This window comes from Acinetobacter sp. Res13-Abat-PEC15-P4-01, assembly GCF_015676285.1.
Taxonomy (GTDB): Bacteria; Pseudomonadota; Gammaproteobacteria; order Pseudomonadales; family Moraxellaceae; genus Acinetobacter; species Acinetobacter nematophilus.
On record NZ_JADAIN010000038.1, the window covers coordinates 76,300 to 95,848 of the forward strand.

17 protein-coding genes are annotated in these 19,549 nt (G+C 38.6%); 9 read left to right on the plus strand and 8 right to left on the minus strand.

What is annotated here, in order from left to right:
* Positions 1–2 precede the first annotated feature (2 nt).
* The 7 genes from IMO47_RS14485 to IMO47_RS14510 form a co-directional block, all read right to left on the minus strand.
* Positions 3–923: a chromate resistance protein ChrB domain-containing protein gene (locus tag IMO47_RS14485; RefSeq protein WP_190977869.1), complete on the minus strand. Its 921-nt coding sequence runs from the start codon at positions 921–923 to the stop codon at positions 3–5.
* 232 nt (positions 924–1,155) lie between these two features.
* Positions 1,156–2,301: an XRE family transcriptional regulator gene (locus IMO47_RS14490; protein ID WP_101237089.1), complete on the minus strand. Its 1,146-nt coding sequence runs from the start codon at positions 2,299–2,301 to the stop codon at positions 1,156–1,158.
* A gap of 11 nt (positions 2,302–2,312) precedes the next feature.
* Positions 2,313–2,996: a hypothetical protein gene (locus IMO47_RS14495; protein ID WP_101237090.1), complete on the minus strand. Its 684-nt coding sequence runs from the start codon at positions 2,994–2,996 to the stop codon at positions 2,313–2,315.
* An 824-nt stretch (positions 2,997–3,820) separates the two neighbouring features.
* Positions 3,821–4,645: a hypothetical protein gene (locus IMO47_RS14500; protein ID WP_227552251.1), complete on the minus strand. Its 825-nt coding sequence runs from the start codon at positions 4,643–4,645 to the stop codon at positions 3,821–3,823.
* Between the two features lie 107 nt (positions 4,646–4,752).
* Positions 4,753–5,022: a hypothetical protein gene (locus IMO47_RS19715; RefSeq protein WP_227552250.1), complete on the minus strand. Its 270-nt coding sequence runs from the start codon at positions 5,020–5,022 to the stop codon at positions 4,753–4,755.
* Between the two features lie 143 nt (positions 5,023–5,165).
* Positions 5,166–6,722 (minus strand): BCCT family transporter, encoded by a 1,557-nt coding sequence (locus IMO47_RS14505; RefSeq protein WP_196075761.1) that lies wholly within the window; start codon positions 6,720–6,722, stop codon positions 5,166–5,168.
* Positions 6,723–7,017: 295 nt separating this feature from the next.
* Positions 7,018–8,538, minus strand: coding sequence for an aromatic amino acid ammonia-lyase (locus IMO47_RS14510; protein ID WP_196075760.1), 1,521 nt, complete (start codon positions 8,536–8,538; stop codon positions 7,018–7,020).
* A gap of 1,006 nt (positions 8,539–9,544) precedes the next feature.
* Between IMO47_RS14510 and IMO47_RS14515 the strand changes: the two genes are divergently transcribed.
* Positions 9,545–10,249 (plus strand): SDR family oxidoreductase, encoded by a 705-nt coding sequence (locus IMO47_RS14515; protein ID WP_196075177.1) that lies wholly within the window; start codon positions 9,545–9,547, stop codon positions 10,247–10,249.
* A gap of 444 nt (positions 10,250–10,693) precedes the next feature.
* Here the strand turns inward: IMO47_RS14515 and IMO47_RS14520 are convergent, their stop codons facing one another.
* Positions 10,694–11,416 carry a FadR/GntR family transcriptional regulator gene (locus IMO47_RS14520; RefSeq protein WP_196075178.1) on the minus strand — a complete coding sequence of 241 codons (723 nt, stop codon included), beginning with the start codon at positions 11,414–11,416 and terminating at the stop codon, positions 10,694–10,696.
* A 128-nt stretch (positions 11,417–11,544) separates the two neighbouring features.
* Here IMO47_RS14520 and IMO47_RS14525 point away from each other — a divergent pair, with 128 nt between their 5' ends.
* From IMO47_RS14525 to IMO47_RS14560, 8 genes are all read left to right on the plus strand, one after another.
* Positions 11,545–12,297, plus strand: coding sequence for an SDR family oxidoreductase (locus IMO47_RS14525; RefSeq protein WP_196075179.1), 753 nt, complete (start codon positions 11,545–11,547; stop codon positions 12,295–12,297).
* A gap of 26 nt (positions 12,298–12,323) precedes the next feature.
* Positions 12,324–13,166: a fumarylacetoacetate hydrolase family protein gene (locus IMO47_RS14530; protein ID WP_196075180.1), complete on the plus strand. Its 843-nt coding sequence runs from the start codon at positions 12,324–12,326 to the stop codon at positions 13,164–13,166.
* 113 nt (positions 13,167–13,279) lie between these two features.
* Positions 13,280–14,557, plus strand: a complete 1,278-nt coding sequence (locus IMO47_RS14535; RefSeq protein ID WP_196075181.1) for an L-fuconate dehydratase — start codon at positions 13,280–13,282, stop codon at positions 14,555–14,557.
* A 232-nt stretch (positions 14,558–14,789) separates the two neighbouring features.
* Entirely contained in the window at positions 14,790–15,614 is an 825-nt protein-coding gene (locus tag IMO47_RS14540) for an amidohydrolase family protein (protein WP_196075182.1), read from the plus strand.
* A gap of 36 nt (positions 15,615–15,650) precedes the next feature.
* A complete protein-coding gene (locus IMO47_RS14545) occupies positions 15,651–16,433 on the plus strand; it encodes an SDR family oxidoreductase (protein ID WP_196075183.1) in 783 nt (260 codons plus the stop codon).
* Between the two features lie 29 nt (positions 16,434–16,462).
* A complete protein-coding gene (locus IMO47_RS14550) occupies positions 16,463–16,798 on the plus strand; it encodes an L-rhamnose mutarotase (RefSeq protein WP_196075184.1) in 336 nt (111 codons plus the stop codon).
* Positions 16,799–16,823: 25 nt separating this feature from the next.
* On the plus strand, positions 16,824–18,056 hold the full coding sequence (gene fucP, locus IMO47_RS14555; RefSeq protein WP_196075185.1) for an L-fucose:H+ symporter permease: 1,233 nt from the start codon (positions 16,824–16,826) through the stop codon (positions 18,054–18,056).
* An 87-nt stretch (positions 18,057–18,143) separates the two neighbouring features.
* Positions 18,144–19,460: a carbohydrate porin gene (locus IMO47_RS14560; RefSeq protein ID WP_196075186.1), complete on the plus strand. Its 1,317-nt coding sequence runs from the start codon at positions 18,144–18,146 to the stop codon at positions 19,458–19,460.
* The last annotated feature ends 89 nt before the right edge of the window (positions 19,461–19,549 follow it).

Below are 19,549 nucleotides of genomic sequence, written 5' to 3' on the forward strand. Positions count from 1 at the left end.
GATTATTCTCTTGATAGGTTGGCATATAAGCCATCGAAAATATGATTCGATAATGCAAATAGTTGATCATCATCACTTATCTGACTGCGAACACCTTGAATGACTTTTTCAATACCTACCGCTTCGGGAGGCTCAATTCCCCCTACATCTAGGTAATGAACAATTTCAGCAATTTTCTTTAGCGCGGGTGTTTCTAAATTAAAACTGTGTATAAGAACCTCAAAGGTCACCCAGTGATCGATGTGACTGAAAGTTGCACCATCGAAATCGAATCCTAAAGCTTCTTCTGGACATTCACTTGGTGTTTCTAACCAAATAAATGTAGGAGTTGAATCAATAAAAGTCTTGATTAGCCATGCAGAGGCTAGGCGATCAATCCAAGGTCTTTTACGAGTTGCCCATACTTTGTTTTGATAACTATTTATATCTAAAAGTTGAATATGTGCTTGTATCGCTTGAGGCTCATTCACTTCACCAAGACGTGCTATTGAAAGCTCTAGAGCAGAAAGTTCATTTAGTACCTGTGCTTGAGTCTCATCGGGGTAATAGTCAATTTCTACGAGTGCATCGATACTTTTTCTTAATTTACGGATTTGCTTGAGCAGCTCTTTCTTTTCATCTTTAGACTCACGATCTCTTAACTCAGAGAGTTGTTTATAGAGGACATCGTATTCTTCTTTTCGACTGAAGAAAGGAGCTAATTCAAGGTTTAAAGGTTGCTCCGCATGGAATACATACGCAGAGCCTTGCTCTGAAATAACGTCACTTGCAATAGGATCAAATTTCTCGCTATGAGAAATAGGAAGCAAATACACACCATCTCTAAGGATTGCGGCTCCACTTGCTTTAAGAGAACGCCATACTCTCATACGTGTAGATGTGTTCTGTGTAGGCAGAGAGGATATGAGTAATGATATTTTCATGTTGTATACTCAACTTATTTGTTGAATATGTAACATTTATTTAAGGTGGATACAAATATGAAGAACCGATTTCTTATATTAGAAAAGATATTAAGATGAACGAGAGTGTTTAATTAATTGAGGGAGCAGAAAAATTTAGTATGTTTATTTCTAGTTTGAAGCTTTCTGTAATGACTATAATTTTGTAGTAATAAAAAAAGAGAACTATAGAAGTTCTCTTTTTAAATAAATTTTAGTCCAAAACTGTCAATTGACTTCGGCGCCTTAGAGCCTCTAAATTTTGATATTTAGATACTAGATTAAAGGTAAGGTTGCTAACCTCGACTAGATTGAGACATAGATCATTTGTTAGTTTAGACAGATCAAAGTTTTCTTGAGCTAATGCTTGAAAAACCTTATCGAGTAAAAGAGAGGATTCATGACTAATCGGGTTAGGCTCATTATTTCGCCCCCTTTGAGCTAATTGTTTATAAATACTTGTGGCATTCCAATCTGTAATAATTCCTAGCTTATTATAACGATAAGTTAAAGCAGCAGCAGAAACTTGCCAAATCTCTTTTTTCGATAAAATACTTTTTAACGATGGGATTCTTAATGGATCTGCAAGTAGGCTTCTACGTGGCATTAAAAATGCAGAAGCAAAAGCATTTGCTTCTTGTTCTACGTGGATACCCTCAATTATTCCGTGCTTATGCATAACTAAATGGCCTAGCTCATGTGCTAAGTCAAATCGACATCTTTCGGCAGTCCTTGATGTATTGAGAAAGATAAATGGGCGACCACTTGTCCATCTACAACATGCATCTACGTCTTGTGCTTCGTCTGTAAGAGAAAAAACCCGAATACCTTTTGATTCCAAAAGTGCAATCAAATTTGGAATTGGTTGTTCACCTAACCCCCAAGCTTTTCTTACAGTATCTGCACATGCTTCAGGGTAAGAATATTCAAGATAAAAATTGATTTCACCTTCATTGGCTTCATCGATTGATTCAATAGTGGCTATAGAAAAGTCACTTCTTAATTCATGCAAGTCGGGTACATTCGGATGAGGTAACTCAAAATTTTGATCAATCCAATCACTTATCATTTCAGCTAAAATAGTTTGGCTGATTGCCATATCTCTTTTTTTAGCTGTCATTTTACTGAGAGCTCTAAAGCTTACGGATTCTGCTTGAATCTTCTCTACGTCATTTCCATAAAAGAAGCTGAGGGGAAAATCAAGAATCTCAGCCGCTTTTTCTAAAGTTTTTTCATCAATCTCTTGGTTGTTATACCAGTTTGAAACAGTTCTATCGGTTACTTTTAAACGATGAGCCAAATCTCTCTTAGTCAAACCTCGACGTTGACGAGCGAGATCGAAACGACCCATATTAAACATAATGTTGCCTCTTAAGCATTTTTGCGTCTGATTTCAAAGTCAATCGACGGCGAAGTTGGTGCAGGGGAACGAATACTATCAAATTCAGACTCAGGATCGAAACTAATTTCTTTTAGAATAATTCTTTCATGATATTCGGCAAAGAATTTACCGTTATCAGTAAGCTTTGATGGACATGATAGCTCACTTCTAATAATTTTATTTTTATAATCAATATAGTACATCAAAACCCAACACCACGTATCTATAGCTGAATGTACAGTTAACATATCACCATGTAATTGGGCATTGGCAATTCTTGAAAACATGCTTCCTTTAGGGTTTCTGTTCCTAGCAACTTTTTCTATTTTTAAACTGTCTGTATTAGATGGAACTTGTCCCTTCAATCCAACACACGCATTTCCTGCCATAAAGCTAATTAAAATGCCTAACTTTTCATTACGGACCCATTCAGAGTTACCTTGAGTATATTTTGAATAACCTTTAGACAATAATCGCTCTCTTAGAAAAGCTGTTCCTTCAGCAAAATGTCTATAGCCGCCATAAATTTTAGGGTGATTGCCCGTTGTTTCGTTTCTAGCGGAAAAACCATCTTCTATAACTCCAAGTAACACTTTCGAGTCACAGTTAAACACTTCCTTTAATCTATTTTGGGCGTGAAGTGGATCATCAATTGTTAAGTATAATGGTTGCATCAAGTTAGCTCTAATAAATTATCGTTTATTTATAATACATATTTTGGGGTTGAAAAAATAGAAATGATCATAGTTTTTGGTTGGAAAAATAGAAATTAAATTGTATCAAGATTTATATAGAGTAGTAAGGACTTTTGAAAGCTAGGACATAATTGTGGATAATTCATGAGGTTGTTAGCATCTGAAGAGGTGTTTTTTATATTCAAAAGAGCGATTGATTAAAAGTTATCTATTAGAAAACTCTACACCAATTTTACACCGAAATTAATTTTTTTAATCTTAATATTTTGATTTTTATTGTTATTTATAATTTTGTTGTCCAATCCATCATCGGGGCAACCGAAATACGAGGCGTTAGAGATTGGAGCTCAGACATAAAGTAAACCTGAAAAAAATAAAAAAACGAAGAATGGATTATACGTACTTTATTTTAAAATCAATAGTGATCCCCAAAGATAGCGTTTGTAAAATAAATTAACAGTTTGTTGCTGGGGAATATTTTAGAGAAGTAGAAAATGATTTATTTATACTCATTAAAGAGTTATCTGTTTTACCAAACTGATAAAATAAAATGGTACCTTGAATAAGAAGATCGCCTGAAGAAAACGAATGCTGTTTGTCTTAGAAAAAGTGAGGAGTATTTAACAGTAGAACAATGAGCAAATAGTCGCCATATAGAATTAAAGCCTGTATTTAGATACGGATTGTCACAGCATATTTTCAAGATTTTGAAAATTATGAAGAAAAGATGATTTTTTATTAGGTTCCAATTCTTGCATATGGAGTATCATGTCTCTTCCCCATAACTCTCTCATTATATAAACTTAAAAATAATAACCAATATTAACATTGACTTGATTTTCCCACTGGTTGCTTCCACCTGCTGCAAGACTCTGGCTATAACTACTTCCGCCGATATACGGACTATTTTTTCCAAATAACCATTCGGCTGCAATATATAGATTTTTCTTATAGGTAAATGCTGAACCGAATACCAATTGGCTGGAATCTAAAAATGCTTTTTTTGATTTGTCATATAGGCTGTAATGCATATATACATTGAAATCATTAACATCATTTATATTAAATGCGGGGATTTTGTAGTTTAAATCTAAACTGTAGAGTATGCCTTTATTGGCGACATTGAAGGTTCCATCATAGGCGCCAAAAGTAGTCTGATCATAGGGAGTATCAATATGATTGAACAAGCTGACGAACTTCAGCCCTAGGCGATCTTTATTTATACCATAGTGCAAAGCGTAGATTTCTCTATACCCATCTTTATCTTCAGCCAGTTTTGACTTTAACCGAGAATAGTATCCAGAGACCCCATAGTTGGATGACCAATTTTCATACTGTTGAGAATAGTTAAGCTGTAAAGCCAAAGCATCTTGTTCTTTATAAGATGTACCATTGTCTAGGTTTTCATCGGCAGGAATGATTTGATTGGAATAGTAGGTACCCTGACTTGTTCCTTTCCCTTTCCAGGGATTGCTTGCATAGTAAGCCGCATAAATTTCGTAACGGTCTTGTTTATAATGATATTTGGCGCCGACACGATATAAATCTTCAATTCCTGCGATATAAGCCAGCGACTCAATAATGGTACTGGTGTAATAGGGCTGAAGACCAATAGGAACTTGATTCAAACCGACTTGAACGGATTGCCGTGAATCTACCGCATATTCAAGATAGGCTTTTTTAGTGAAGTTAATATCGCCAATATGCTGGGTATAGTCATAGGGATATGCGCCACCTAAAAATCAAGGTTGACTATGGCAGTATCAAAACTTAACTTCCGGATATCTCGATCTGGATCATAATCAAAGCGCATACGTACAGCTCTGCCAAGTTCTATACGGTTTTGGACGCTTTGAGTGTTATCCGCTATTTCATCAGCATCACTCGGCGTACTCATCAGTGTGCATGTACAAAGCAAGAATAGGGCAGAAAAAGTTTTAAATTGAAATGTTTGCGTCGGTAAAGCACAGCTCATCCATGCTGATGTATTGAATAAAGTTGGCATATTTCGTCCTTAAATATGTTGGATATGCCTTTAAATGACAAGACATATCTACTTAATAAATCGAGTTTTTTTAAATTGTATTTTTAATTTTCAGTGCAATTTTCCCGACTAAATCCAGTTTAATCGGGAGGGGGAGTCGCTTGTTACTCAACAGGTTTGTCATAAAAAAAGGTTTTAATAATTGCAAGCAGTTGCAGCATAAAAATAAACAGCACACAGAAGCCGCCACAAACCGCTAAATATTTAATGCCATCAATCCCTTGGCTACCACCGCCGAATGCACTCATGATGATTGCAATTGAACCAATCAGTACACCCCAGATAATACGTTGATACGATGGAGCTTCTTCACCAATAGGTACATTCTTGCTGCACATACCTGCAATTGTGGTGGTGATGCTGTTTGCAGCCACGGCTGAAGAAAACAATGTTAAAACAAGGATCAGCGGTACAATGACAATACCTAATTTAAATGGAAGGTGTTGTAAGAAAGCCCATAGTCCAGAAACTGCACCATTGTCTTTAATGATTTGAACTAAATCTAATGCGCCACTTTGTTGTAAGTAAAGTGATGTGCCACCCCAAACTGAAAACCAGATGAGGGCAAAGCAAGAAGGTAGAATCCAGTTGACGATAATGAATTCTTTTAAAGTACGACCATATGCAATCAGCGCGAGGAACATTCCCATCAATGGCGCATAAGCAACCCATACTGCCCAATCGAATAAAGTCCACCATTGTGTTAAGGCAGGACCGCCAATATCAATTGGATCAAGCCCCCAGAGAAAGAAGTTGTCTAACCAAATTGCCATGCCTGCGGTGGATGATCGAAGAATGTAAAATGTAGGTCCTGTAATGAATAAAAGAATCAGCAAGAAATATAAAACTTTGGATTTAATGCTCGCTAAGATTTTAAAACCTTTGTCTAAACCCAGATAAGAAGAAAAGGTAAATAAAAAGGTGGTCAATGCACCAAGGAATACCCATAGAATCGTGGTGGCATGATACCCATAAGCGACTTTGAGCCCTGTCACAACAACAGTTAAACCTGTACCCAAGCCTGATGCCAGGCTTAAAACAATCGCCATCGTTGCGAGGACATCAATGAAATCTGCAATAATCCGATTCTGTGCGTATTTTCCCAGTAATGGTTCCAGAGTTGCTGCAACAGATAAGCCCTTTTTCTTGTTGTAATACATATACGCAGCGATCAAACCTGATAATGTATACATTGAATAAGGAATAAAACCCCAATTGTAGAATACCCGACCAAGACTCCAAATCGCTGCACCATGTGTAAGTGGTTCAACACCAACCTGGTTGAGTTCTCCATAGATATTACCAAAATAAATAATCGGTTCATTAACACCATAAGTAATTAATCCTGTCGCAACACCACTGCTCAGTGCCATTGCAAACCATCTTCCAAAACTGGTACTTGCTTTGGCGTCTTTTCCTCCGATACGGATATGTCCATAACGTGATACCAACAAGATGCCAACCAAGATCAATGAAATCATTGAAATCCATTGATATAGCCAACCAAAATTTTGTAATGACCAATTAAAGAAATCTTTGGTTAGATCGATGAGAGATTTGCTATGTGAAATGCCTAAAACAACTGCGGAAGAAATTAATAAGAATAAGGGAATGAAAACCCCCAAACGTACGGTCTTTACCTCTTTTGAAACACCTTCCATATACTCATCCTTATGTATGTGGTGGAAATAAGCGCAGCACATGCCATTTGTTCATCCATGTGGCGATTGTTTTTTGCTCGAATTAAACCTTACCTGTTTTAGCATGTATATACAACTATGAATTGCATATTAACCCAATGTTTTTTAATGGAATTAAAATAATGTGATTGAATGGGTTTGTATCCAAATTTAATGAATAAATGGATCAAATGAAATGAGTTGTAATGCTAGACTTCAGATTGAAAACAGAATAAAAATGACGTTTAGATTTATAAAATTTAAACGTCATTGCTATTTAATCTAATTTTTCAATTTCATGTTCGATCATTTTTAAAAGTATGCCATCATGGATCATTCCTTTGATTTCATTGATAAAGCTATATAAGTAAGTATCTTGGTCTGAGATTTTGATACGCTTTTTTAACCCAGAGATAACGGCTTGCATGGCAGGACTTCGTTTTTTATTTTTGGGTAAGAACTGATCAGCGTAATAACCTGATAATAGTTCAATGGCCAGAATATATTCTAACTTTTCGGCAACCGATAGTGCTTTTTTGGCAGCATTGTAGCCCATTGCGACATAATCTTCTTGGTTGCCACATGTCGGTGTATTATCAATTGTTGCAGGGTGGGATAAAATGCGCATGTCATTTAAAAGCCCTGCCTGTGTATATTGTGGAATCATTAATCCTGAGTTTAAGCCAGGTTTTTGAATCAGAAAATATGAAAACCCCGAAAGACTTCCATCAATTAAACGGTTATTTCTGCGCTCAGACATTTTTGCTAAATTTGTTGCGGCAATTGCGGCTGTATCCATTGCTAAACCAACATAGGATGAGTCTGGATTACAGGCAGAAATGATTTCTTGGTGGTTGTGATCATGCCAAACAATAGGATTGTCGCAACAAGCGTTCATTTCAATTTCGATGGTCAGCAATGCATCATTCAAAACTTTTTTTACAGCGCCATGAAGTTGCGGTATGCACCTGAGTGAAAGTGCATCTTGTAATTTTGTAGGATGTCTTGATTGAGCTAGTTCTGAATTTTTAAGCAAACGTCGAATATTAGATGCTGTTTTTGCTTGTTCAGGATGAGGTCGTACATTCATCACACGCTCATCAAAGGCGATTAGAATTCCTTCAAGGGATTCCAGGCTTAAAGCTGCAATAATATCAGCAGATTTGGCTGCATTTTGCAGATCATACAATGCTAATGCTGCAAGTGCGGTGGTTGAAGTTGTGCCAGAAATTAATGCTAAGCCTTCTTTGGCTTGCAGTTTAACAGAAGTGATATTTTCTTCAGCCAAAACTTCTTGAGCCGAACGCAATTCTCCATTTTTATAAAGCTGCCCTCGTCCTGTTAGTGTAAGTGCCAAATGTGCTTCAGGAGCCAAATAGCCAACAGAGCCTTCTTTCGGCATCCATGGGATTAAATTTAAGTTTAAAAATTGACGAATTTGATCCAGTACTTCAAAACGTACACCACTATAACCCTGACCTAAGTTTTGTAGAATCATCAGCATACAGGCACGAGCCTGTTCTTCATTTAATGGCTCCCCCACAGAAACGGCATGAGATAAAATTAAATTTTCTTGTAATTCTGCTGTCTGTTGTTGTGATATTTTTTCTGAACATAGGGAACCAAATCCTGTTGTGATCCCATACATTGGTTCGTCACGTGTCATCATATCTTCGAGGACAGCACGTGATTTTTTTACTCTTGCAACATAGTTCTCTGAGAATTCGATTGGGGTCTTAAAGCGTGCAATTTGAATAAAGGTATTGATATCAATATTGTCGCCTAATTGAATATTCATCGTTTCATCCTGATACGTTGCTTTTTGCATATGAGCGTTGATGTATTTTCTTTTTGAAATTCCATAAGAAAAGCATTTCCATCGCTTTTCATTATTTGAATTTACTGCCTGACGCCGTGTTTTAAATCTTCGAGTGCTTACTGAGAGCACCACATGCTTACACTGTGTAAGTCAAGATTTTTGAGAGACGCCTGTCCATAAATGAATATGTATTTACTTGTATATACATATTTATACTCAATCATAGTTAAATTTCAAACACTTTTTTATTTTTTGATACAAGTTTATTGAACCCTATCCCCCTCAAAAATATTTTGATCATAAACGGGGGAGTAGATTTCAAACGAGACTCTGGTATTGATAGGACGGCATATAGTTTAGTTAGAGGGGGGGATGCACTTGTGGATAGCGCAGCAAAACTCAGCTTTTGTTTGTTCTAAAACGATAAACTCATATATAACTATTTAATATTATTTTCCAGGATGCAGAAACAAGATTGATGCATAATTATAAATTAGAATGAGTTGATATCCTTCATGTGCAGATAAGCATATCTATGTGCAAAGTTCAAATCCTGCATTTGAACGTCCGTATTTTAAATAGATGATTAACATGTTTTTTAACTAAACAATAACTTAGCTGAAAGTTAATATTTCTATAACACAACATTGTTTAATTTTTATTTATAGTGTTTTCATATTTTTTTATGAAGGGTTGGATGTTTTGAGTTCTATGGAGTTAAGGCAAGTGTGATTTAAAGGAACAAAACGCCAAGTTAAAGGCAGCTTTAAATTATTTAATCAATGAATTATTTGAGAAAAATCAGCTGAGGATAGCAAATGCTTATTCTATTCATTTTTTCAATATACTCGAATTTGTTCAATGAACAGACCATTTGAATAAATTCGATGCCATGCAAAAACAGTCGCGATTTTTAAACCACGTCTATAACTTAAATGTATAACCACAGATATAACCATACTCATCCATGATCAGGAGTTCAATGATGTCAGAACAGAAAGTAGCGATAATCACAGCAGGTGGAAGTGGATTAGGTGCCGCAGCTGCAAAACGTTTAGCGAACGATGGCTATAATATCGCGATTCTTTCATCATCAGGCAAAGGTGAAAAGCTTGCAATGGAGTTGGGTGGGATTGGATTTACTGGGTCTAATCAGTCTGATCAAGATTTAAAACAATTTGTTGATCAGGTCACTTCGACCTGGGGACGTATCGATGTACTTGTAAACAGTGGTGGTCATGGACCAAGAGGGCAGATATTAGAACTCTCAAACGAAGATTGGCATGCGGGTATGGACATTTATCTGATGAATGTTATACGTGCTACGAGACTGGTTGTACCGATAATGGAGATGCAGGAATCAGGTTCAATCATCAACTTTTCCTCTATAGCTGCATTAGAACCTTATCAAGGTTTTCCCGCATCAGCAGTGTTTAGGGCGGGACTTGCAGCATACACCAAGATTTTTTCAGATACTTATGCCTCCCGTAATATTAGAATGAATAATATCTTGTGTGGCTGGATTGACAGCTTACCTACAGTCGCAGATAGACTCGAGAGCGTGCCAATGAAGCGTTATGGATATACTCAAGAAGTTGCATCCGTTGTGGCTTTTTTAGCATCAACGGATGCAGGCTATATCACTGGGCAAAATATCCGGGTGGATGGCGGACTAGCTAGACACATTTAATTTTTTCGATTCGGGTATGCCATGGATGACGGTTTTTAGAAAAAGTACCTTGATTCAGGATTTGATTTAAACGTAGTTTTTTTCAAAGAGTTTGCAACATAATCATTATTCTTATATGGGAAGCATTCGTTACAGCATTTTAGAGTGATTTGAGGAAATCATGTATTTTCAGTTATTCTTTTCAAGGTCATAAAAAAAACTTAAATTGAATGGAGTCATGTATCAGAAGTGGTCTAAAACTACAGTCATTGATCCATACGGCTCTGTTTATTGATCGTGAACAGTCCCTCCGTATGTGTTAGCGAAATATTTGATTGCTTTACTTTTACTGATTCCATGCAGTTTTTTCAAATATCATGAATCAATATTTCGCTAGTGTTTTCTGTTTTAAAGAACGATTTAGCCATCGCAAATACGCTTCTGAACAAATAATCAGTGCTTGAATTAAACCTTTCTTGAAAAGATATTGATCACATTCTGTAGATGTTTCTGCATGGCTTTATACGCCGCATCCCCATCTTGACTCTGGATCGCGGCCATGATTTCCTGATGTTCATGCTGAGATCTTAAAGGCATATCTTCAGGGGTGTATAGACTTCGCATACGACTGAACAGCTCGGTATATTGTTTTCCTAGCAAGTATTTGAGAAAAAAACAAAAAGCACTGTTCTGGCTCGCTTCAGCAATACGAATATGGAATAAACGATCACCAATATGCTCGCTGGAATGTTCTAAATTATCTCGAACATTCATAAAAAATGCTTCTTTAATCTCTTCTAATTGCTCATCAGTCCGATGCTTTGCTGCCAGTTCTGCGAGATAGGGTTCAATGTGCAGACGTGCTTCTAAAACTTCAAAGGGTGTAACTGCTGAATCTTCTTTTAAATGAGGAATCAATAAAGGATGAATATTGGTATTGAACCCCGTTTGTTCTAAACCCTGATCTTGTTGATCCTTAATGACGTAGACACCGCTTCCAAGTTTCACTTCAACAATTCCATTGACTTCAAGTGCAATGATTGCTTCACGCACTGAGGTACGACTTACCCCTAACTGCTGCGCAAGGTCTCGTTCAGGCGGTAACTTGGAACCTACCTGATAAATTCCATTTTTTATATCCTCTTGAATTTTATTGAAGATATTTTGATAGAGACGAGTCTGAGTCATAAATTTTAACTTTTACAAAAATTGGTCTTGCCAAAACATGTTTGATCCATTAAATTGACTAGACCAATTAATTGGTCTAGTCAATTTAGCATTTACCATAGTATAAAGTAAAAAGCAGGGACGAAGGAATGAGATTGATAAATAAAACGTGTGTGATTACAGCGGCTGCTCAGGGAATTGGTAGAGCCACTGCATTAAGCTTTGCCAAGGAAGGTGCAAAGGTCATTGCAACGGATATTAATTTAGAACTGCTTGAAGAACTCAAGAGTCATTCCGACAATATTCAAGTGGAATATCTAGATATCACCAATCGTCATCAAATTATTGAATTTTCTAAAAAATATCAGCAAGTCGATGTGCTGTTTAATTGTGCAGGCTGGGTTCCAGCAGGTTCAATCCTAGAATGCGATGAAATACAGTGGCAACGTGCTTTTACGATGAATGTTGATTCGATGTACCACATGATTCAAGCTTTCTTACCCACAATGCTGAAAAGAGCGAATGCCTCGATTATCAATATGTCATCAGCAGCTTCCAGTATTAAAGGTGTGCCGAACCGTTTTTCTTACAGCGTGACGAAAGCTGCTGTCATTGGTATGACCAAATCTATTGCAGCAGATTTTATTGGTCAGGGAATTCGTTGCAATGCGATCTGTCCGGGAACTGTAGACTCTCCATCCTTACATGATCGTATTGAAACTCAAGCAAAGGAACAGAATAAAACCATCGATGAAGTTTATGCCCAGTTCGTTGCTCGTCAACCGATGGGAAGAGTTGGTAAAGCAGAAGAAATAGCAGCATTGGCTCTCTATCTCGCCAGTGATGAATCTGCATTTACTACCGGGACCATCAACATGATCGATGGTGGTTGGTCAAATTAAAATTTGAAAAGATCTAGGACAGAACAATGAAGTTATTAAGATATGGCATTAAAGGGCAGGAAAAGCCAGGGACATTGGACCAACATGGACAAATTCGTGATTTGTCTTCAGTGGTGCAGGATATCAATGGGCAAGTGATCGCAACAGAATTGGAAAAAATTCGCAATCTGGAGGTATCGAGTTTGCCGCTGGTTGCCGAGGGTGTCCGTCTTGGCGCATGTGTGGGTAACATCGGTAAATTTATCTGTATCGGCTTGAATTATTCTGATCATGCCGCAGAAACAGGTGCTGAAGTGCCTGCCGAACCAGTAGTTTTCAATAAATGGACCAGTGCAGTGGTTGGACCAAATGATGATGTGGAAATTCCAAAAAATTCATCTAAGACAGACTGGGAAGTTGAATTGGGGGTCGTGATTGGCAAAGATGGGCGTTATATCACTAAAGAGCAGGCAATGGATTATGTTGCAGGATACTGTGTGATCAATGATGTTTCTGAACGCACATTCCAACTTGAAGGCACAGGGACTTGGGACAAAGGCAAAGGTTGCGACACTTTTGGTCCAACAGGTCCATGGCTCGTCACCAAGGATGAAATCGAAGATCCGCATCATTTAAACATCTGGTTGGAAGTGGATGGTCACCGCTATCAGGATGGCAATACCAATACCATGATTTTTGATATACCGACTATTGTGAGCTATTTAAGTCAGTTTATGAGTTTACAGGCTGGTGATGTGATTTCTACAGGCACGCCACCAGGAGTAGGACTTGGGCAAAAACCCCCTGTGTATTTAAAAGCAGGGCAAGTGATGCGGTTAGGTATTGAGGGCTTGGGCGAGCAACAACAAAAAGTTGTGAATGCTGAATAAGCCAGCTTTATCTCGATAGATTTAATTTTTAAGTAACTCAAAAAGGCATTCAACGTCGATGTCTTAGGAAGGCTTGTCTTTAAAAAAAGCTCAGCATTTAAAAAGGAATAGGAATGTTAAAGATAACGGATTTAGAAGTACTGGATATTCGTTTCCCTACCTCGCAGCAATTGGATGGTTCAGATGCGATGAATCCAGATCCAGATTATTCAGCTGCATATGTCATCTTAAAAACCGATCATCCTGCGCTGACTGGACATGGTCTCACATTTACCATTGGTCGTGGTAATGAAATTTGCTGTGCAGCAATCGAAGCGATGCGCCATCTGGTGGTAGATTTGGATATTGATGAGATCAAGAAAAATCCTGCGCTAATGTGGCGACATTTAACTTCAGATAGTCAACTGCGTTGGATTGGTCCAGACAAAGGCGCGATGCATCTCGCGACTGGCGCAGTAGTGAATGCAATTTGGGATTTGTGGGCAAAAAGTGAAGCTAAACCAGTGTGGAAACTGGTTGCAGATATGACCCCTGAACAGTTAGTGAACTGTATTGATTTTCGTTATTTAACCGATTGTATTACGCCGGATGAAGCGTTGGACTTATTAAAGTCGAATGAAATCGGTAAAGCACAACGTGAGAAAACTTTACTTGCAGAAGGTTATCCTTGCTATACCACCTCAGCAGGATGGTTGGGATATAGTGATGAAAAGCTTGCGCGACTTTGCCAAGAGGCGGTAGATGAAGGCTTTAACTATATCAAATTAAAAGTGGGTCGCGATGTTGATGAAGATAAACGTCGTGTCAAGATTGCGCGTGAAATCATTGGACCTGATCGTCATTTGATGATTGATGCCAACCAGATTTGGGAACGTGAACAAGCCATTGACTGGGTGAAACAGCTGGCATTTTCAAACCCATGGTTTATTGAAGAACCGACATCTCCCGATGATGTCGAAGCACATCGTGCAATCCGATTTGCGATTCAGCCGATTCAAGTGGCGACAGGTGAAATGTGCCAGAATCGTATCATGTTTAAACAATTCATTATGCGTGAAGCGATTGATATTGTTCAGATTGATGCTTGTCGCATGGGGGGAATCAATGAAGTGCTTGCAGTATTGTTGATGGCCGCAAAATACAAACTCAAAGTCTGTCCACATGCAGGTGGGGTCGGTTTGTGTGAATATGTGCAGCATCTTTCCATGATTGATTACTTATGGTTTTCAGCGTCTAAAGAAGATCGTGTCACTGAATATGTGGACCATTTGCATGAGCACTTTATCGACCCCTGTGTGATTCAAAATGCAGCCTATATGCCTCCAAAGCTCGCAGGTTTTTCAATTGAAATGAAACAAGCATCTATTGAGAAATATAGATTTAAGGGTTGATTCGCTGATTTCTTTGATCAAAAAAGTTATTCGTGCTCAAGGGATATCGCATGGCAAATACTGTGAGATCAGCCTGATAGACGATATTTAGACTCTAGTATGACAAGGCATGATTCACAAAGTAAATAGAGATGATTTGTGGTTTTATCGTGGATGAGTTTTTAGGGATGATTTTTAAAGTTCATCCAGTCTGGAAAGAATGAACGTGCATAAAGCCACAAGGAGTATATAAGTGATTGATAGCCATATTCATTTTTGGAAATACAATTCAATTGAATTCCCTTGGATGACGGGTGATTTAAGTGTTATTGCCAAAGATATGTCACCTGAAGATCTGTTGCCACAATTACCTGCCAAAATAGAGGGGTTAATTGCTGTTCAGGCACGACCGTCTTGGCAAGAAAATGAATATCTGAATGGACTTGCAGAACAACATTCTATCATCAAAGGCATTGTGGCATGGTTTGATTTTGAAAAAGATGTACAGATGCAGCTGGAAAAATTCAAACAAAATAAGCGGATAAAAGGCTTTCGCCACATGATTCAAGATGAGCCTGATCCAACCGCCTATATGTTGAACAATCATCAATTTAATGTCGGTGTAGAAAAAATTCAGCAAGCTGAGTTGCTTTATGGGGTTTTAATTCATCAGAAAGATTTGCATGCAGCCGTAAAATTTTCCCAACGACATGATCAATATGCGCTTGTGATTGATCATTTAGCCAAACCCCAGATGTATTCCAGTGATGGTTTTAATGTGTGGAAAAAGAGGATGAGAGAGTTAGCAGGGTTAGCGCATGTAAACTGCAAAATTTCAGGTTTGGTGACAGAGGCGGGCGCACACTGCAAAGCACAGGATTTCCAAGCTTATCTTGATACTGCATTAGAGCTCTTTGGTCCTGAACGCTTACTTTGGGGGGCGGACTGGCCCGTGTCTCTGGCGACACATCGTTATGAAACATTGTTGGCATTTTGGGATGAATGGACACGCAACTGGAGTGCCTCGGAACGTAAACAAGTCGAAACGGATACACCTAAACGCTTATATAAGCTATGAGATTTAAAAGATTTTTAAATATAGGAGAGCAGCAAGATGGATTTACACCTTAAAAATAAAGTCTTTATTGTTACAGGTGGGGGAGCTGGAATTGGAGGAGCGATTTCTCTCCTGCTTGCACAAGAAGGGGCTACCGTTGCCATTTTTGGTCGTTCAGCACTGAGTGCTGCATTTGAAGCTTCTTTACAGGAAATACAAGCAAACTATTCCTTTCATCAACTGGACTTGACTGATGAAAAGGCCTGTCAAGAAAAAATTCAGGAGGTGATTGATTTATATGGGCATCTGGATGGCTTGGTCAACAACGCTGGAATAAATGACAATGTTGGACTTGAAGACAGTATTGAAGCGTTTAAACAGTCTTTAGATAAAAACCTGATTCATTATTTTACCATGGCTCACTTTTGTATACCGCATCTTAAACAGAGCAGAGGCAGCATCGTCAATATTGGCTCTAAAGTCGCAGTTACAGGGCAAGGGCATACCAGTGGTTATGCAGCAGCAAATGGTGGGCGACTGGCCTTAACACGAGAATGGGCTGCGCAATTTAAAGATGACGGGGTGAGGGTCAATGCGGTTTTACCTGCTGAGGTCATGACACCGCTTTATCAGCGTTGGGTGGATAGCTTTGACAATCCAAACCAAAAGTTAGCACAAATTACCCGAAATATTCCGTTTGGTCATCGTATGACGACGGTCAATGAAATTGCAGATACCACGGTATTTTTACTGTCTGATCGCTCTTCACATACTACAGGACAGCTTTTATTTGTCGATGGCGGTTATACCCATTTAGATCGAGCTTTAGATCCAGACTAAGACCGAAATGCCACAAAATGGAGTGGAAGATGAAACGCTATTGTTTGGCTTTAGACCTCGTGGATGATGCTGAAAAGATTCAACAATATCAGCAGTATCATCAACAAGTATGGCCCGAAATTATCACCAATATTCGTAATCGGGGCGTATTGGATATGCAGATTTGGCAAGTCGAAAATCGTCTTTTTATGATCATGGATACCACAGACGACTATGACCCCAACCATGCAAAAAGTATTGCAGATTCAGAGCCCAAAAATCTTGAGTGGGAACATTTGATGTCGCAATACCAACAAGTGTTAGGCAGTGCAAAACGTGGTGAAAAATGGATCGAAATGGAAAAAATATTTGATCTAAAACAATAATCTGAATGAGATAAGGAATTCAATCATGAAAGCAAAAATTACAGAACCCCAATTTAGGATGGGGTTGATATTGGTTACGACACTCTTTTTTATGTGGGGATTGTCGTATGGTTTGGTCGATGTTTTAAATAAACATTTTCAGGAAGCTTTACATATCTCTAAAGCCCAATCCGGGTTGATTCAGGCTGCGTATTTTGGCGCCTATTTTGTGATTGCTTTACCAGCAGGGTTATTTATCGAAAAAAGAGGCTATAAAGCGGGGATTATTCTCGGTCTTTCCCTTTATGCAATCGGGGCGCTCCTTTTTGTCCCTGCTGCAAATATGATGACATTTGGCTTTTTCTTATTTGCATTATTTGTGCTTGCTTTGGGACTAGGCTGTTTGGAAACGGCCGCCAATCCTTATTCATCAGCGTTGGGACATCCTTCGACTGCTGAACAACGGCTCAATCTATCTCAATCGTTTAATGGCCTGGGGCAATTCTTTGGTCCATTAATCGGCGGCTTATTTTTCTTTAACTCAGTAGAAGGTGACAGTGCTGCAAGTTTTGATGCTGTAACCTATACCTATGTCGGTATTGCTGCAATCGTCATTGTTTTGATTGTATTTTTTGCTAAAGCCAAGCTGCCTGATCTGCGTGAAAATGAGGCGAAACTGGATGCTGCAAATCTTCAAAATAACAATGCGTCGATGTGGTCACACTCAGAATTTAAATTTGGTGTCATCACACTGTTTTTCTATGTCGCAGCGCAGGTGGGTGTAGGTGCATTTTTCATCAACTTGGTGGTTGAGACTTGGCCACAGAGTTCAAGCCAACAAGGTGCATATTTCTTGTCGATCGCTATGCTTGCATTCCTCATCGGACGATTTGTCAGTACGGGCATCATGTCGAAAATTTCTGCGAATCATTTGTTGTTGATTTATGCCGTGATTAACAGTGCATTATGTTTGCTGATTTTAACTGGTGCTCAATATATTTCAGTGATTGCAGCGATTGGGATCTTCTTCTTTATGTCGATTATGTTCCCAACCATTTTTGCGATGGGAGTAAAAAATTTAGGGTCTAAAACAAAAATTGGCAGCTCATTTATGATCATGGCGATTGTCGGCGGGGCCATCATGCCATTTTTCATGGGGAAATTGGCTGATCACTACGGGACCCATATTGCCTACGTACTGCCATTGATCTGTTTTGTGATCGTGATTCTCTATGCGAAAAGCGATCAAAAAATCACCTTGGCACAGGTCGATGAATAGCTATATTTTATCGCAGCGAGCGCGATAACCCATAAAAAACCGCCATGTAGTCATAAGGGCGAAGATCAAATGATTAAGGACAATATTATGAAAATTCAAAATGGAAACAGTAGAAAGGTACAACTCGCAATTATTGCGCTATCCAGTGGCTTAACAATGAATACTGCAATGGCATCCGATGCTTTCCGTGGAGACAGTCCATGGATGCTGGGAGATTGGAATGGTAAAAGAAGCGAATTAAAAGATCAGGGGTATGACTTTAATATCGGTTACACCGGGGAGTTTGCAGGTGTGGTTAATGCTGATCGGGATGGTAAAGGCAATGCTTATGCTGATCAGTGGGCTTTTGGTGCAAACTTTGATTTAAATAAAATACTCGGCTGGCGCGATACAGAAGCAAAAATTGTGATTACCCATCGTGGTGGAAAAGCACTGAATACTGAAGCAGGTGTTATGGCTCCTCAATTTAACCAAACGCAAGAAGTATATGGGCGAGGACAAACTTGGCGGTTAACTGACTTATGGATTAAAAAGAAATTTCTAGATCAGCGTTTAGATGTGAAACTGGGACGTTTTGGTATCGGTGAAGACTTTGCCGGTTTTGATTGCGAATTTCAAAACCTAGCCTTATGTGGTGGACAGGTGGCGAATTGGGCAGGAGACCAATGGTACAACGGACCAGTCAGCCAATGGGCAGGTCGCGTCAAATACAATATTCATCCTGAATTGGCAGTCCAAATGGGAATATATGAACGCAATACGGTCAACGCCAATGCAACGACTGCCAGTGATGGTTTTAACTTAAGTACAGATGGTTCAGATGGTGCAGTGATTCCATTGGAAATCGTCTGGCAACCGAAAAAAACCAGTGCAGGTTTGAGTTTACCGGGGGAGTACCGACTGGGGTATTTCGCCAGCACCGTAGATACTCAGAATGTTCAAGTGGATTATTCCGTTCCGGGAATTTCCCAAAAGTTTGATGCCGATCATCATAAATGGGCAGCTTGGCTTTCAGCAAAACAGCAATTGACTCGTCACCATGGCGATGAATTTCGTGGATTGACTCTAATGGGGCAGGCTACTTTTTATGATGATAAAACCAGTGCCTATAGTGATGCGCAAAATATTGCACTGGTCTACATGGGACTATTTGATGCTCGTCCAAGCGATGAAATTGGAATCGGTTTAGCGAGGATCGGTGTAAATACAGATGCTATAAAGTTTAAAGGAAAAGTCAACAATGAAAAGTTTGATGATGAATTGGATGCAGAAATTTATTATGGCTTAAAAGCAGCTCCTTGGTTAACAGTGCGTCCAAATATTCAATATGTCAAAAATATTGGCGCCAATAAAGCCTATGGCGATGCATGGGTAGGCGGTGTGAAATTTAATATGAATTTCTAAATCCAGCGTATTTAAAAAACTTTATTGTTTGACGAAAAAGAAAAGTTGCCTTGAATCATGGTGTTTTCGCACTGTGATTACAATAGGCA

Coding starts and splice junctions, on each gene's coding strand:
- IMO47_RS14485 (WP_190977869.1), bottom strand. CDS start 923: ATGAAAATATCATTACTCATATCCTCTCTGCCTACACAGAACACATCT.
- IMO47_RS14490 (WP_101237089.1), bottom strand. CDS start 2,301: ATGTTTAATATGGGTCGTTTCGATCTCGCTCGTCAACGTCGAGGTTTG.
- IMO47_RS14495 (WP_101237090.1), bottom strand. CDS start 2,996: ATGCAACCATTATACTTAACAATTGATGATCCACTTCACGCCCAAAAT.
- IMO47_RS19715 (WP_227552250.1), bottom strand. CDS start 5,022: ATGCCAACTTTATTCAATACATCAGCATGGATGAGCTGTGCTTTACCG.
- IMO47_RS14505 (WP_196075761.1), bottom strand. CDS start 6,722: ATGGAAGGTGTTTCAAAAGAGGTAAAGACCGTACGTTTGGGGGTTTTC.
- IMO47_RS14510 (WP_196075760.1), bottom strand. CDS start 8,538: ATGAATATTCAATTAGGCGACAATATTGATATCAATACCTTTATTCAA.
- IMO47_RS14515 (WP_196075177.1), top strand. CDS start 9,545: ATGTCAGAACAGAAAGTAGCGATAATCACAGCAGGTGGAAGTGGATTA.
- IMO47_RS14520 (WP_196075178.1), bottom strand. CDS start 11,416: ATGACTCAGACTCGTCTCTATCAAAATATCTTCAATAAAATTCAAGAG.
- IMO47_RS14525 (WP_196075179.1), top strand. CDS start 11,545: ATGAGATTGATAAATAAAACGTGTGTGATTACAGCGGCTGCTCAGGGA.
- IMO47_RS14530 (WP_196075180.1), top strand. CDS start 12,324: ATGAAGTTATTAAGATATGGCATTAAAGGGCAGGAAAAGCCAGGGACA.
- IMO47_RS14535 (WP_196075181.1), top strand. CDS start 13,280: ATGTTAAAGATAACGGATTTAGAAGTACTGGATATTCGTTTCCCTACC.
- IMO47_RS14545 (WP_196075183.1), top strand. CDS start 15,651: ATGGATTTACACCTTAAAAATAAAGTCTTTATTGTTACAGGTGGGGGA.
- IMO47_RS14550 (WP_196075184.1), top strand. CDS start 16,463: ATGAAACGCTATTGTTTGGCTTTAGACCTCGTGGATGATGCTGAAAAG.
- fucP (WP_196075185.1), top strand. CDS start 16,824: ATGAAAGCAAAAATTACAGAACCCCAATTTAGGATGGGGTTGATATTG.
- IMO47_RS14560 (WP_196075186.1), top strand. CDS start 18,144: ATGAAAATTCAAAATGGAAACAGTAGAAAGGTACAACTCGCAATTATT.